17 protein-coding genes are annotated in these 12,754 nt (G+C 47.9%); 11 read left to right on the forward strand and 6 right to left on the reverse strand.

All coding sequences use genetic code 11. The annotated features are described in order from the left end of the window. Positions 1-3 precede the first annotated feature (3 nt). The 3 genes from IPL17_RS13635 to ssb all read right to left on the reverse strand — a co-directional run bounded on the left by IPL17_RS13635 (position 4) and on the right by ssb (position 1,591). Entirely contained in the window at positions 4-690 is a 687-nt protein-coding gene (locus tag IPL17_RS13635; RefSeq protein ID WP_345307629.1) for a haloacid dehalogenase, read from the reverse strand. A gap of 7 nt (positions 691-697) precedes the next feature. After that, positions 698-1,036, reverse strand: a complete 339-nt coding sequence (locus IPL17_RS13640) for a DUF3467 domain-containing protein (RefSeq protein WP_345307630.1) — start codon at positions 1,034-1,036, stop codon at positions 698-700. A 123-nt stretch (positions 1,037-1,159) separates the two neighbouring features. Then, positions 1,160-1,591 (reverse strand): single-stranded DNA-binding protein, encoded by a 432-nt coding sequence (ssb, locus tag IPL17_RS13645; protein ID WP_345307631.1) that lies wholly within the window; start codon positions 1,589-1,591, stop codon positions 1,160-1,162. 146 nt (positions 1,592-1,737) lie between these two features. Between ssb and IPL17_RS13650 the strand changes: the two genes are divergently transcribed. Next, positions 1,738-2,271, forward strand: coding sequence for a cytochrome b/b6 domain-containing protein (locus IPL17_RS13650; RefSeq protein ID WP_345307632.1), 534 nt, complete (start codon positions 1,738-1,740; stop codon positions 2,269-2,271). Positions 2,272-2,310: 39 nt separating this feature from the next. On the opposite strand, the gene IPL17_RS13655 is transcribed toward IPL17_RS13650, so the two are convergent. The 3 genes from IPL17_RS13655 to IPL17_RS13665 form a co-directional block, all read right to left on the reverse strand. Next, positions 2,311-3,498 (reverse strand): alkaline phosphatase family protein, encoded by a 1,188-nt coding sequence (locus IPL17_RS13655; RefSeq protein WP_345307633.1) that lies wholly within the window; start codon positions 3,496-3,498, stop codon positions 2,311-2,313. A gap of 2 nt (positions 3,499-3,500) precedes the next feature. Beyond that, positions 3,501-4,775 carry an NAD(P)/FAD-dependent oxidoreductase gene (locus IPL17_RS13660; protein ID WP_345307634.1) on the reverse strand — a complete coding sequence of 425 codons (1,275 nt, stop codon included), beginning with the start codon at positions 4,773-4,775 and terminating at the stop codon, positions 3,501-3,503. A gap of 69 nt (positions 4,776-4,844) precedes the next feature. Further along, positions 4,845-5,849: a lysylphosphatidylglycerol synthase transmembrane domain-containing protein gene (locus IPL17_RS13665; protein ID WP_345307635.1), complete on the reverse strand. Its 1,005-nt coding sequence runs from the start codon at positions 5,847-5,849 to the stop codon at positions 4,845-4,847. Positions 5,850-5,969: 120 nt separating this feature from the next. Between IPL17_RS13665 and IPL17_RS13670 the strand changes: the two genes are divergently transcribed. The 10 genes from IPL17_RS13670 (at position 5,970) to IPL17_RS13715 (ending at position 12,740) form a co-directional block, all read left to right on the forward strand. Next, positions 5,970-6,854, forward strand: a complete 885-nt coding sequence (locus IPL17_RS13670; RefSeq protein ID WP_345307636.1) for a YitT family protein — start codon at positions 5,970-5,972, stop codon at positions 6,852-6,854. Positions 6,855-6,910: 56 nt separating this feature from the next. Next, positions 6,911-8,044 carry a tRNA guanosine(34) transglycosylase Tgt gene (tgt, locus tag IPL17_RS13675; protein WP_345307637.1) on the forward strand — a complete coding sequence of 378 codons (1,134 nt, stop codon included), beginning with the start codon at positions 6,911-6,913 and terminating at the stop codon, positions 8,042-8,044. Positions 8,045-8,101: 57 nt separating this feature from the next. Next, complete coding sequence (uppP, locus tag IPL17_RS13680; protein WP_345307638.1) at positions 8,102-8,923, forward strand: undecaprenyl-diphosphatase UppP; 822 nt, start codon at positions 8,102-8,104, stop codon at positions 8,921-8,923. A gap of 16 nt (positions 8,924-8,939) precedes the next feature. Further along, positions 8,940-10,025 (forward strand): M20 family metallopeptidase, encoded by a 1,086-nt coding sequence (locus IPL17_RS13685; RefSeq protein WP_345307639.1) that lies wholly within the window; start codon positions 8,940-8,942, stop codon positions 10,023-10,025. A gap of 1 nt (position 10,026) precedes the next feature. Next, positions 10,027-10,653 (forward strand): hypothetical protein, encoded by a 627-nt coding sequence (locus IPL17_RS13690; RefSeq protein WP_345307640.1) that lies wholly within the window; start codon positions 10,027-10,029, stop codon positions 10,651-10,653. Between the two features lie 117 nt (positions 10,654-10,770). Continuing rightward, entirely contained in the window at positions 10,771-11,409 is a 639-nt protein-coding gene (locus IPL17_RS13695; protein WP_345307641.1) for a hypothetical protein, read from the forward strand. Further along, positions 11,402-11,710, forward strand: a complete 309-nt coding sequence (locus IPL17_RS13700; RefSeq protein ID WP_345307642.1) for a transcriptional regulator — start codon at positions 11,402-11,404, stop codon at positions 11,708-11,710. Before IPL17_RS13695 ends, IPL17_RS13700 begins: the two co-directional genes overlap by 8 nt. A gap of 30 nt (positions 11,711-11,740) precedes the next feature. Then, entirely contained in the window at positions 11,741-11,914 is a 174-nt protein-coding gene (locus IPL17_RS13705; RefSeq protein WP_345307643.1) for a hypothetical protein, read from the forward strand. Positions 11,915-11,977: 63 nt separating this feature from the next. Continuing rightward, positions 11,978-12,421: a hypothetical protein gene (locus IPL17_RS13710; protein WP_345307644.1), complete on the forward strand. Its 444-nt coding sequence runs from the start codon at positions 11,978-11,980 to the stop codon at positions 12,419-12,421. A 25-nt stretch (positions 12,422-12,446) separates the two neighbouring features. Then, entirely contained in the window at positions 12,447-12,740 is a 294-nt protein-coding gene (locus tag IPL17_RS13715) for a hypothetical protein (protein ID WP_345307645.1), read from the forward strand. Positions 12,741-12,754: the final 14 nt, after the last annotated feature.

The following is a 12,754-nucleotide window of genomic DNA, read 5'->3' on the forward strand; positions in this document are numbered from 1 at the left end:
TTTTTATTTAATATCCTGCGAAAGATGCGGGACTGCGCTTCCTTGCGTATCCGGTTGATTGCTGTTTAATTGAATGATCAACTTCCCTATGGCTTGTTCAAGGTGTTCGCCTTTCAGGCTGAAGGTGATGTCTCCGCGTGTTTTTTCAATGATGCCGCGGGCAAGATCTGTCTGACGGCGCAAGCCATTGGTTATGGCATCTGGATAATCCATGGTGACCATGACTGAATAGATCTCATCCATGATACCCAGCAGCCGTTCAACCTCCGGAGAATATCCATGACGAAGGATATCCAAGCTGCGTCGGCGTAATTCACCGACGACTTCTGCCAACCCGTTGAGATAGGTTGAGGGCTCAACGACCAGTTCTGCGGGAGTCAGAAGCGGTTCATTCCGAATTAAGGCGCAGGTAACATTCGCTTCAACAAATTCCTTGAGCGCATCCTGTGTGTAGCCGGCGTAGAACAGGTCAGGATAATTGGCAAGTGAATTGCGAAGCGTATCTGCCAGTTGACGCGCTTCCTCAAGATGCGAATTCATGACATCGGTTTCATCACGATGCACGGCGCGGATGGCGAGCGAACAGGCGCGGGTTAATTGACGAGCCTGTGCGAGCGCCTGGTCACGCGCTGAAGTGCGCGCATCAAAGATCTTTCGGATCTGGTCTGTGATCTGTTCAAGTTTATGCATGTTTATCCTACGGTTCTTTGGGTGGATCGGGCGGCTGTTGAAATGGGCGGAAAAGATTATCTGCCAGGGTGGTATTGGTTGGCAGGTGAATTTCTCCGAACGCAGCTTCGTAGCGTGTTATGTTATCGGTCAGGGCCCGTACCAATAGTTTGGCGCTAAGTGGAGTCATGACGACTCTGGAACGGATCTTTGCTTTTGGTTCGCCCGGCAGGAGATGGGCAAAATCGATCACGATGTCAGCGGGGGAGTGGGCGATGCGCGCGAGATTGGCGTACACAATTTCAAGTTCTGCGGGAGCCTCCAGAACAGGACCGGTCTGTTTGGGAGGTGGTTGTGGTATGGTCATGAGATTATCCGTTTCTTGTTTAATGATAATGTGGCCGTTTGATCAGGGCATTGCTTGTCATGTATCAAATATATTGCACAGACTTCGGAAGTTCACTTGCTTTCCGAAGTCTGTGAGCATTATTTAGAAAGGAATATCGTCTTCCGAAGGGCCTTCGAACTCCTGACCGCCTCCGCCCGGAATTGGACCGCTTTCACCGACTTCACCGCGTGCTGAAAGAAAGCGTACTGTATTGGCTGTGATCTCAAATGAGGAACCGGACGTGCCATCCTGTTTGGTCCAAATCTTTGGACCGCCCGTATTTGGGTCTGCGCTGATACGGCCTTCAACCAATACTTTGCTGCCTTTTTTCAAATATTGATTACAAATTTCAGCTTGTTTGCCCCATGCGGTGACCCGAAACCAAATGGTTTTTTTTACTTTTTCACCATTGGCGCTTGTATAGGATTCGCTTACGGCAACGGAAAAACTAGTGACCGCCTGTCCTGAAGGTGTATAACGCATCTCAGGGTCTCGACCAAGATTGCCGGCTAAAATTGTTGTATGAAATGTCATGGGGATTCTCCTTGGGGGTTAAGGTACCCGCCGAATTACGGCGGGGGAAATATTTCAAAATCTATTTTACACCACTACGTATTTTGTAAGAAAGGAGTTTATGGGATTGTCTGGTTATAAATTCTTATAATTTATCGGAGGAAAACATGACTGAGTCTGCTCCAAAACGGTATCACCCTGCCCATGTCGCCATTCACTGGCTGATGGCTTTACTGGTTATTATGATGCTGGGTATCGGTAAATTTGTCATGCCGGGCATATCTCCAGATGACCCGCAGAAGGTGATGATGCTGCAAAGTCATACCTATATTGGCGGATTCATTGCTCTTCTGCTTGTTATCCGTGTTGTTCTACTTTTTGCTGTCAAACGCCCCGCGCCTGCCGATGCGGGGAACGCTTTTCTCAATATCATTGCAAAAGCGACCCATGGTTTTTTATATCTCTTCCTGCTTGGTATGGCTGCCAGCGGACTTGGTTTATTCCAACAGGTCGATTTGCCCGCTGTTTTCAGTGCGGCCAAGCCTTATCCTTCCAACTTCTTTGAATACCTGCCCCGTATGGGGCATGGGTTGACCTCATGGCTGCTGTTGGCACTTGTTGCTCTTCATTTTGGCGCGGCGATGTATCATCAGTTTATTAAGAAAGATAACCTGCTTGCCCGCATGTGGTTCGGCAAGTAAATACGAAAAACGATGGAAGAAAATTCCATCGTTTTTATTTCACCGAATCTCACAGGAATAAAGCGGAATCTCCATCTCCTGCGGAGTTAATCCACCGTGATGTCCATAATATCTTTGCTCATACTTCCCTTTTTCATACCACCAGACTGACTCATGCTGATAAGGCAGAATTATAAGGTTTGCCACCCGCTCCCTGAAATGGGATGAGATATCATCCCCAAAGTATCCATCCGCGATCAATGCCTCTGTTTTCACAACATCCGCCTTGCCTTCGAATCTTTTGGCGAGGAATGTTTGAGCTTCATCGAGCATGTCATCTTTGATGTAAAGGAACATGTCGCGCGGCGAACCAGCCGGGACAAGTAAGTGTCCCCTGCGATTCTTCTTCACAAAGCGTTCAAAGCCCGAAAAATTCGGATGGACATTAAGGAATGTTGTCGTCTTCGGATCAACCTCACCCATGCCGTGATCGGCTGTCATCATAAAAAGGATTTTTTTCTTCCCGTGAAAAATCCGCTCAAAGTAATATTCCATTATCAGTAGAAAGGTCTCGATCTCAGCCTCAGTTTGAGGTGCGGTCGGACCGTATTCATGTGCGAGCGCATCGATCCTGTCAAAATAAAGTTGAATATAAACCGGCGTCTTTTTTTTCGTCAGGAGCGTGCCGACATTCACGAAGGCTTCTGAAAGGGTTTTGAATGAGCGCAACTCCGAACCTGCCATCACCACGTCCGAATAAGTGGATGGCGTATATTCACGCAGGCCAAAGTTGTACGAATCCACATCCATCTTTTTCAATTCAGGATAGAAAATCCCTTGAGGATAGATCTCGGTCGCATTAATATTTTTCTTTTTTAATGTATCCCGCTCGCTCGACCCTGCGACCGAAAATAACAACGGCGCAATGATGCGGTCTGCCCGGGGTTCGTAGTAATACCATTCGTGTACGCCGCTCATACCAACTGGCAAGCCTGTGTGGAGCGTCGTCACATGCGCGGCAGTTGTGGATGGGAATTGCGAGGTCAGTTTTTCGATCGTCCCTTGCTTCTCCATTCGTTTGATAAATGGAGCATCCTGAAAGCGTTCGTAAAATCGCCACCCGAACGCATCTATGAAGAACAAAACCACCGCATCATATTTTTTGGATGCGAATGCATTTTTGATCCGATTTGGGATTCCTGCAAATCCGCTTGAGTCGTAACGAGGCTTTATAAAAGTATCGTTCATTTTTACTTCATCATTCTGGCGGCTTTGCGACCAATCTCCACCGCAAAGTTCGTTCCCCGATCCCAAGGATACACCTGACTCATCGAAGCAAAATACAATCCTTCAATGGGTGTTTGTATTTCAGGAATATTTTTTGAGTGATTTACCAACGGCACGGGCTGTGCATAATTTGTTTTATGCACCCAAATTTTCTTGACCCAATTACGCGAAAACTCAGGGTTGAATTTTTGGAACGCGGGCACAAATCTCTCCAGCAGTTCATCATCGCTCATTGAAAAATATTCGTGACCCAATTCCAGATAATCACCGGCATACACAATATGGTCGCCGCCAAAATTCTCCTTGGGCACAAAATTCGTGTGTTCCACCAGCGCCAAAAACGGATAGCCTTCATCCTTCGGCACGTTGAACCAGTAATAACCGTCCTTCGAAATCGAATGCTTCAACGCCAGTGTCATCACCACCGCTCCCATCGATTTCAAGTCGAGCAAGCCCTTTAAATAATTTTCAGGCAGATCGGGGCAGAGTCTCGCCATGAGATTTGGCGACGTGGTGACAAGTACTTTGTCGAAAGATTCACCGTCCACGGTCAGACCTGCCGAAGCCTGATCCTGCTTAATGGATTTGATCTGCGCTTTGAGTCTGATCTCCACACCCATCCCGCGTAGTTTCTCCGCAAACAGATCAGCGAACTTTTGAAAGCCGCCCTCGAATGTACCGAGGCGAGTCGTGCGCGCGTGGATTCTTGCCCACATCCACGCCATGTTGACATCTTTATAGAAGGGACCAAACTTCCCGATCAACAAAGGCTTCCACATTTGCTCGTAGACTTGTTTGCCAGCGTATTTCAACATCCACTGATCGGCTGTGACCTTTTCCAGCGCGCGCCAGTTGTTCGTGATGCGCAGAAATAATCCGACGAAGCCGAATCTGATTTTGTTCAGACCAAATCCAAGTCCAGGAAAAAGAAGCGCTTTTAGGATCGAGTCAAATGGATACCACTTATTCTTATACAGCATCACAGTTAAGGGACGTGGGAATCTTACCTTATCTTCGAATCCCAATTCACGGATCAATCCCAGCATTTCCGAATCGCTTTGAAACCAGTGATGATAGAACTTCTCCACCGACCAATCCCAATGCGGTTCCTTGAAACCAGAAGCCAGCCCGCCCACGTACTCAGCAGATTCAAAAATGGTTATGTCATGGCCTGCTTTTTTTAGGTCGTAGGCGGCAACCATGCCGCTGTATCCAGCCCCAATAATTGCTATTTTCATTTTTATATCCTTTTTTATCCGTCATTGCGAGAAGCGAATGGTAGTGAGCGACGAAGCAATGACGGTATATTATTTTTCTACTTCTTCCCTTAAGTTATCGCTCCACTTCAAACCCTCGCGCGCCATGAAATACGCGCCAAGCAAAGTGATCGGAAGCCAAAGCGCCACATGCAAGGTAAGTGTATAGCCTGCCGCGGTGGCTTGGTCCACGCCATAGGCTGTAAGCACCGCGATTCCAGGCGCATCGAAAGTGCCGATGTAGCCCGGCGCGGATGGAATGGTGGTGGCGAGATTCACGATCCCATTCATCAACATCAATGCAAAGAATGAAACTTGGAAGTTGAACGCGTGCATCACGAACCAGTACTTGCCTGTCTCCAAAAGCCAGATGATGACCGAGGTAAAGAAAACCATCAAAACGTTAAAGGGTGACCGCAGTGAAGCCAATCCATCCAAAAATTTGTTCATGATGCCAATGATCTTGGTGTGCAGACCTTTGGGAGTTAATCGTTCGATCACACGCAAACCGATCTTTGCCGTGGCTTGCGGAAACATTGCCGCTATCAGAAAAACGCCAAGTGCGCCGAGAAAAACCCCCGTGCCGATCAGCGCCACTTGTTGAATGTTCCCCACAAAACCAGATGAGCCTGTGAGTTTCGCCAATTCTGATAAATTAACGAATACAAAAGCCAGCATGACAACGCCGTCAAAGATTCTTTCCACGATGATGGTTGCTAATGAAGCGGAGACAGGCACGCCTTCCTTGCGTTTGAGAATCACAGCGCGCAATACTTCGCCAGCGCGCGCAGGATAAATATTATTTCCCATATAACCAATGGTTGTTATGGGAAACATGGCCTTTGTAGAGATCTTTTTTATTGGTCCAAGCAGGTAGTGCCAGCGCCACGCGCGCACCCAGACGCCGATAAAATACACCCCGATCCCTGGAATTAACCAGAAATAGTTGGCTTTTTGGACTGTGGTCCAAAACTCATTTAGTTTTAGTCCACGCAGGGAAAGCCAGATAAAGATGATGCTGATCAGCACCCCGAGCCAGAATTGCCATTTTTTCATAGGCGCTCATTGTACCAAAATGGGCTAAAGGGTAGAGGCCGAGGCGCGTTCGGCTATAATGATTTCAATTTTGGACGAGAAATGCATCTCCGTTTATACGCTGCGTAACAAGGAATATCCATGAAAAAATATTGGCCTAATATAAAAGACTACCTTTTGATCGCGCTTGCTTCTTTGATACAAGCTGCGAGTCTACGGATATTTTTTGTGCCTGCGAATTTAGCTTCGGGAGGTGTGAGTGGCATTTCGCAATTGGTCAATCATTTTACGGGTTGGCCGATCGGGTTGATGGTATTGATCGGGAATGTGCCATTATTCCTGCTCGGTTGGCGCTTTCTTGGCGGCCGGCGCTTTGCGTTGCGGACCGCTTTTGCGATCATTTCCTATTCATTGCTGACCGATCTTCTTTTAAAAATTCCCCTCTTCACATATTACACGGATATTTTAATTAATGACCTGAAGGGTGATATTTTCTTAAACTCACTTTACGGAGCCATCATCAGCGGTATCGGGTATGGATTGGTCTATCGTGCGCGCGGTACGAGCGGCGGTTCAGATATTCTTGCGCGTATTCTCAACAAATGGCGCGGTGTATCCATGACACAAAGTTATTTAATTGTGGACACTGCTGTCATTTTGTCGGCTGGTTTTATCTTCGGCTGGAAGGAAGCCCTGTATGCGATGATCACCCTGTATGTCAGCGGGCTTGTTTCAGAGACTGTGCTTGAAGGCGGCGGCACAATCCGTACTGCGATGATCATTACGAATAAACCGGATGATATTTCCGCAAGAGTGCTGGAAGACCTTGAACGTGGGGTGACAGTCCTGGAAGGCACAGGCGCTTTCTCTCGAACGTCGAAGCCGGTATTGTATTGTGTCATCTCACGGGCGGAAGTATCCACGCTGAAGACGATCGTTAATGAGATCGATCCTGAGGCGTTTATGGTGATCGGTGTTGCACACGAAGCCTTGGGCGAAGGCTTCTCACCCTTGAAGGGCAGGTAAGGTGCCGTGCCGTTTCTTGCAATGAGCTGCGCTTGCTATCGCTTATAATCCTGCGCATGTTCTCCTTCCATGTCACAGCCAAAAATAACCGCGCCCGCGCAGGAGTCTTCTCCACACCACACGGCAACCTTGTTACACCGGTCTTTGCTCCAGTAGGAACACAGGCAACTGTCAAAACCCTTACACCTGAACATCTCAAAGGCATCAATGCTTCGCTGGTGTTAAGTAATACATATCATTTATATCTTCGCCCCGGTGACGAACTCGTGCGCGATATGGGCGGATTGCATAAATTCATGCAATGGCACAACCCCATGCTGACGGACTCTGGCGGCTTTCAAGTTTTTTCGCTGTCAAACACACGCAAGATTGATGATGATGGAGTGACCTTCAAGAGTCATATTGACGGTTCCACGCACCGCTTCACGCCTGAGAAATCCATTGCCATTCAGGAAAATCTCGGCGCGGATATCATCATGGCGTTTGATGAATGTTCCGACCCCAATGATCTGGCATATTCCAAGATCGCCATGGATCGGACGCACCGCTGGGCGGAACGTTCCCTCAAAGCGAAGGCTCGCGCCGACCAGGCATTGTTCGGCATCGTGCAGGGCGGGGTCAACCCTGACCTGCGGGCTGAGTCAGCGATATTTATATCTTCTCTCGATACGCCCGGCGTAGCCATCGGCGGACTCTCCGTGGGCGAGACCAAAGAGGAAATGCATACCACTCTGGACGTGGTCCTCCCGCTCTTGCCAGAAAACAAACCGCGTTACCTAATGGGAGTTGGCACACCGGAAGATATCATCAACGGCGTCGTGCGCGGCGTGGACATCTTCGATTGTGTACTGCCTACGCGTTTGGCAAGACATCATTCCGCTTTCACGCCCGAAGGCAGACTTAACATGATGAACGCAACCTTCGCCAGAGATGAACGCCCGCTCGATGAAACTTGTGATTGTTACACTTGCAAAACCTTTACACGGGCGTATATCCGCCACCTGATTGTCGCAAAGGAATTGCTGGCAGGTACGCTGTTGTCCATTCACAATTTGCGTGCATTGATCAGGCTCATGGAGCAGATCAGAGTCTATATTGCTGATGGTTCATTTGAGTCGCGTGTACCGGATTTATTAAGTCAATGGGCGAATAATGCGAAAAGAATAAAAAACGAAGGATACAAAAATTAAAAAGGTTAAATACTTTCCTTCGTATCCCTTTGTCTACTTTGTGTTTAAAAGGAACTTATGACCCTCATCCACGCCTTCATCCTCGGCATTGTCCAGGGACTGACCGAATTCATTCCAGTTTCCTCCACTGCGCATCTGCTGATCGTAGAAAATCTTCTCGGTGTTCCTTCTGATGACCGGACTTTTTCTTTCTCCGTCATTATTCAGCTTGGGACCGTTTTTGCCCTGCTCCTTTTTTTCTGGAAGGATATTTGGAAAATCACCACAGCCTTTTTTCTTGGGATCAAGAATAAAAAACCCTTTGAGACTTTAAATTCGCGTCTGGGATGGCTGGTGCTTGTGGCAACCCTGCCCGCGCTTGTTGCGGGTTTCTTGCTGAAAGACATCGTTCAAACCATGTTCAAAGATCAATTGACTTTGGCAAGCATTCGATTGTTGTTCACTGCACTGATATTGACCGCCGTCGAATATTTTGACCGTCGTGAGCGGACTCTCGAATCTGCGACCTGGCTGGATGCCCTGTCTGTGGGATTGTTCCAGGTATTGGCGATTTTTCCTGGAGCGTCTCGATCGGGCTCCACCATTGCAGGCGGGATGGTGCGTGGGTTTGATCGTCCATCTGCGGCGCGCTTCGCATTCCTGATGTCCGCGCCGATTTTACTTGCGGCAGGCGCTTACGAATCTTTGAAGGTCATAGACATGACAGGGACGATGGAATATTTGCCATTTCTGATCACAGGATTTGTCACCGCCGCTGTGGTGGGATGGTTTTCCATAAAATGGTTGATCAACTTTCTGAATAAGCACTCGCTGTATGTCTTTGCCGCTTATTGCGCAGTGGTTGGAATCATTCTTTTGCTCGTTCAATTTAGCAGATAAATGGATACTAAATATCATGGATATGAAAGCTCTTCTCAAACAGCTCGTTGAAACTGAATCGCCCTCCCACGACAAATCTGCAGTGGATCGTGTCGGCGTGCTTGTTCGGGGGGAAGCCCTCAAATATGGCGCAGATGTCAAAATCATTCCAAATACAACGACAGGCGATCATGTGGTTGCGCGTTGGGGCAGCGGGGAGGGCGGCATCCTCTTGTTGTGCCACATGGATACCGTTTTTTCGCTTGGCACGCTGAATTCCATGCCATATCGTGAAGTGGATGGAAAGATCTTCGGCCCAGGCGTATTGGATATGAAAGCGGGAATTGTCATCAGCCTCGCTGCAATCGAAGCGATAATCAACACTGGTTTTAAACGCCCAGTGACCTTGCTTTGCACTTCAGATGAAGAGATTGGCAGCGCCACGTCCAGGGAATATATCGAAGAACTTGCTAAAAAGTCCGCGCTGGTATTGGTGCTTGAAGCTGCGCTGTTGGATGGGTCACTTAAAACATGGCGTAAAGGCGTAGGTGCATTTTATGTCCACGTGAAGGGACGCGCCGCACATTCAGGCGGCGACCACGAAAAGGGAAGGAATGCCATTGAAGAGATGGCGCATCAAGTGATCGCCATTCAAAAAATGACAGATTACTCAAGGCAGACCACGCTCAATGTCGGTGTGATGAACGGCGGGACGGTATCCAATGTTGTGCCCGAGGATGCGTATGCAGAAGTGGATGTCCGCGTGATGCAGCCTGGCGAGTGGGAGCGGCTTGAATCGGAAATGCAATCCCTCAGTTGTGTTTTGGAAGGCACAAAACTCACGGTCACAGGCGGGTTGAATCGCCCGCCCATGCCTTTTGATGAGACCGCGAAAGTTACCTTTGAGAAGGCGAAGTCCATTGCAAAAGCTATTGGCGTGGACCTCACTGCGGGCGGTACCGGCGGAGCATCTGACGCGAATTTTGTCGCGCCGCTGGGCATCCCTGTGCTGGATGGCATGGGTGCGATCGGCGAAGGCTATCACTCGGAGCGGGAATATATTTTTGCCGACAGCCTTGAACAACGAAAAAAGCTTCTCGCAGCCTTGATCCAAAATTGGTGAAATGAAAAAACTGTTCCTTCTCTTTCTTCTTTCATCTCTTATCTCTTCCTGTGCGCCAGCGACACAAATTCCCCAAAAGGAAATGATCACCGTCTATGCCACCTCTGCCACCCAGCCGTGGTTGAATGAACTGTATGCCTGTGGCGAAAGCGCATCAGTGATCTTGAATGTCACAGCCGATGAGCCTGATATCTATTTGCGTGTAGGCGAACCTAAAAATATTATTTCCCCCATGTATCAAATTGATGAAGAGGAGATTTTGATCGTTGCAAATCGGGAAAGCGTCATTCAGAATTTGACTCTGGTTGAAGCGCAGGATCTGTTCGCGCAGGGAAATGCGTCTACACAGGTCTGGGTATATGCTTCAGGTGCGGATGTGCAAATTGTGTTTGACCAGCTTGTGATGAAAGGGCGAAGCGTCACCTCTTTTGCGGGATTGGCAACTAGCCCACAGCAAATGTTAGATCTAATAAATGCGGAAAAAGATGCGGTTGGAATCCTCCCGAAGCATTGGATGGCTGGAAATGTACGAGAAGTATTCTCAGCGGGGACTGTGCCTGTGCTGGCGATTACAAAGGAAGAGCCGCAAGGCGCGGTAAAAGAATTGATCTCCTGTTTGCAGAAATAGCAAAGACCTGTCCGCAGCGACAGGTCTTTTTGATTCCCTTGACTTGTACCAGTGACAGGGGTAATATAGTTGCAAACTGGTTTGTGTTGCAAACCAAAATGTGACAAGGAGATACTAATGAAAGATGAAACCTCTCAAATTGAACAGCGCATAAGGCGCTATTGGTATAAAGATGGGATCGGCGAGATGATGGGCGGTGTCATGTTCCTCGTGCTGGCAGCCTACTTTTCGTTACAGCAATATCTTGGTGATGAATCGTTCATCAGCGGAATATTGCAAGCAGGATTGGTTCTGCTCCTGATCGGCGGCATGTATGTTGGGCGGCGCGTGGTTAATAGCGCAAAGGCTCGCATTACATATCCGCGCACGGGTTATGTTGAATATCGGACTAATTCCCGCAACGCCGTCTTGATGCGCATTCTTGCGGCTTTCACTGCCATGACAGTGGCATCTATGTCCGTCTTTGTGGCTCGCAAGTTTGATAGCATTGATGCGATGGTCGCGGTGACTGGTGTGTTGGTAGCGGTCATTCTTATGGTCAAGCAGGGATGGGGTTCGGGGTTGGGCAGGTTCTACTTCTTGAGCGCGGCCTCTCTTGTGCTTGGCGGTATTTTGTCGGTCAGCGGATTCGTACGCGGATATAACCTCGGCTTGTTCTATGCCTTGATGGGAATCGCATTTCTTATCTCTGGCGGGCTGATATTGAAACGCTACTTGAATGAGAATCCGCTGCCTGTGGAGTCCGTGAATGAGTAACGATCTGCGCGGTTTGGCCGACCTTGACCGCCTGATCCACGAGCCTGCGCGTTTGTTGATCGTTACGATCTTGGCGGCTGTCGAGAGCGCGGATTTTCTTTTCCTGCAGCGCGAAACTGGTTTGACCAAAGGAAATTTATCCGCTCATCTCAGCAAACTTGAAGAAGCGGGCTACGTCAAGATCGAAAAGACCTTTAAAGGCAAACTTCCGCTGACAGTTTGCAAATTAACAGCAAAAGGTCAAAAGGCTTACACAGCATATCGTCAGCAGATGCAGGCATTTATGGATAAGACGGGTTAGCAGGGAAATATTTTTCAAGGAGAACCCAAAATGAAATCAAATAATAGACTCATCATTATGGCAGTTTTATTCCTTTTGTTTGCCGTTGTTTCTTCAATCGTTATCTGGGCAGATATATCCACAGCGGCTAAAATCGGCTTCTTTGCGTTTGGATATGGCGCGGGCATACTAACTGGCGTGCTGGTCTCCAGACGTCAAGGCTAAATCTTTTGGTTCGCAAAGACCCGCGTCGAGCGAAGGACAAACTACGTTACCGTGAGGTTGAAAATGAAAAAACGATTATTGCAATTGCTGCTTCTAATGCTTGGTGTGCCAGTATTACTGTTCGTTGTTTATATTATTATCATTCTTGTTGACATTGCTCAAGATGAACGAGATGCGAATGCTGTCCCCATGGACTTTGGATCATTCAATAATATTGAGAGTTCAATGATTGATCCTACAACCATACTTTCATCTATAAATCGCGGTGATCAAAATGTATTCAATTTCGAGCCGGGATTTCCTTCCGGTGATCCACTGTTTGTTACTTCAATCGAATGGAAGCAAACGGATTTTTTAAACCTGGCGACCAGTATTTTTCATGTCGCTTGGAATGAATCCGTAAATGATTGGAATCTTTATAGAATGGATTATTTTACAGAATGTGGCCATCCTGAGGGATTCTCTAATGGGGGAGTTTTATTTTTATCTGGAAACTTCAGACCATAAGAACTATTCTGGGCGTGGCATCCTCATGGAGCCTGAATATGGGTATGTTATGTGGGGTGGAGATGATTATCGCCGCCCTCCGTTTTTTGGATGGAAGGATATAAACTTGAAAGAGGTAACCGTTACCGCGGAAGATGCATTGCATATGGCAGAAAAGCTTGGTGGAATGAATACCCGACAGTCTTGGGAGAACAAGTGCAAAATCGATGTTCAATTGTGGCCCCAAGGTTTTGAGCGATATGCCTGGCGGGTCAATTATTGGAATAATGACATCTCCAACGAGAATCGTATGGTAGAGTTTTGGATACCTGCAAAATAAACTTTCATGTTTGA

The organism is Candidatus Villigracilis saccharophilus (genome assembly GCF_016711665.1).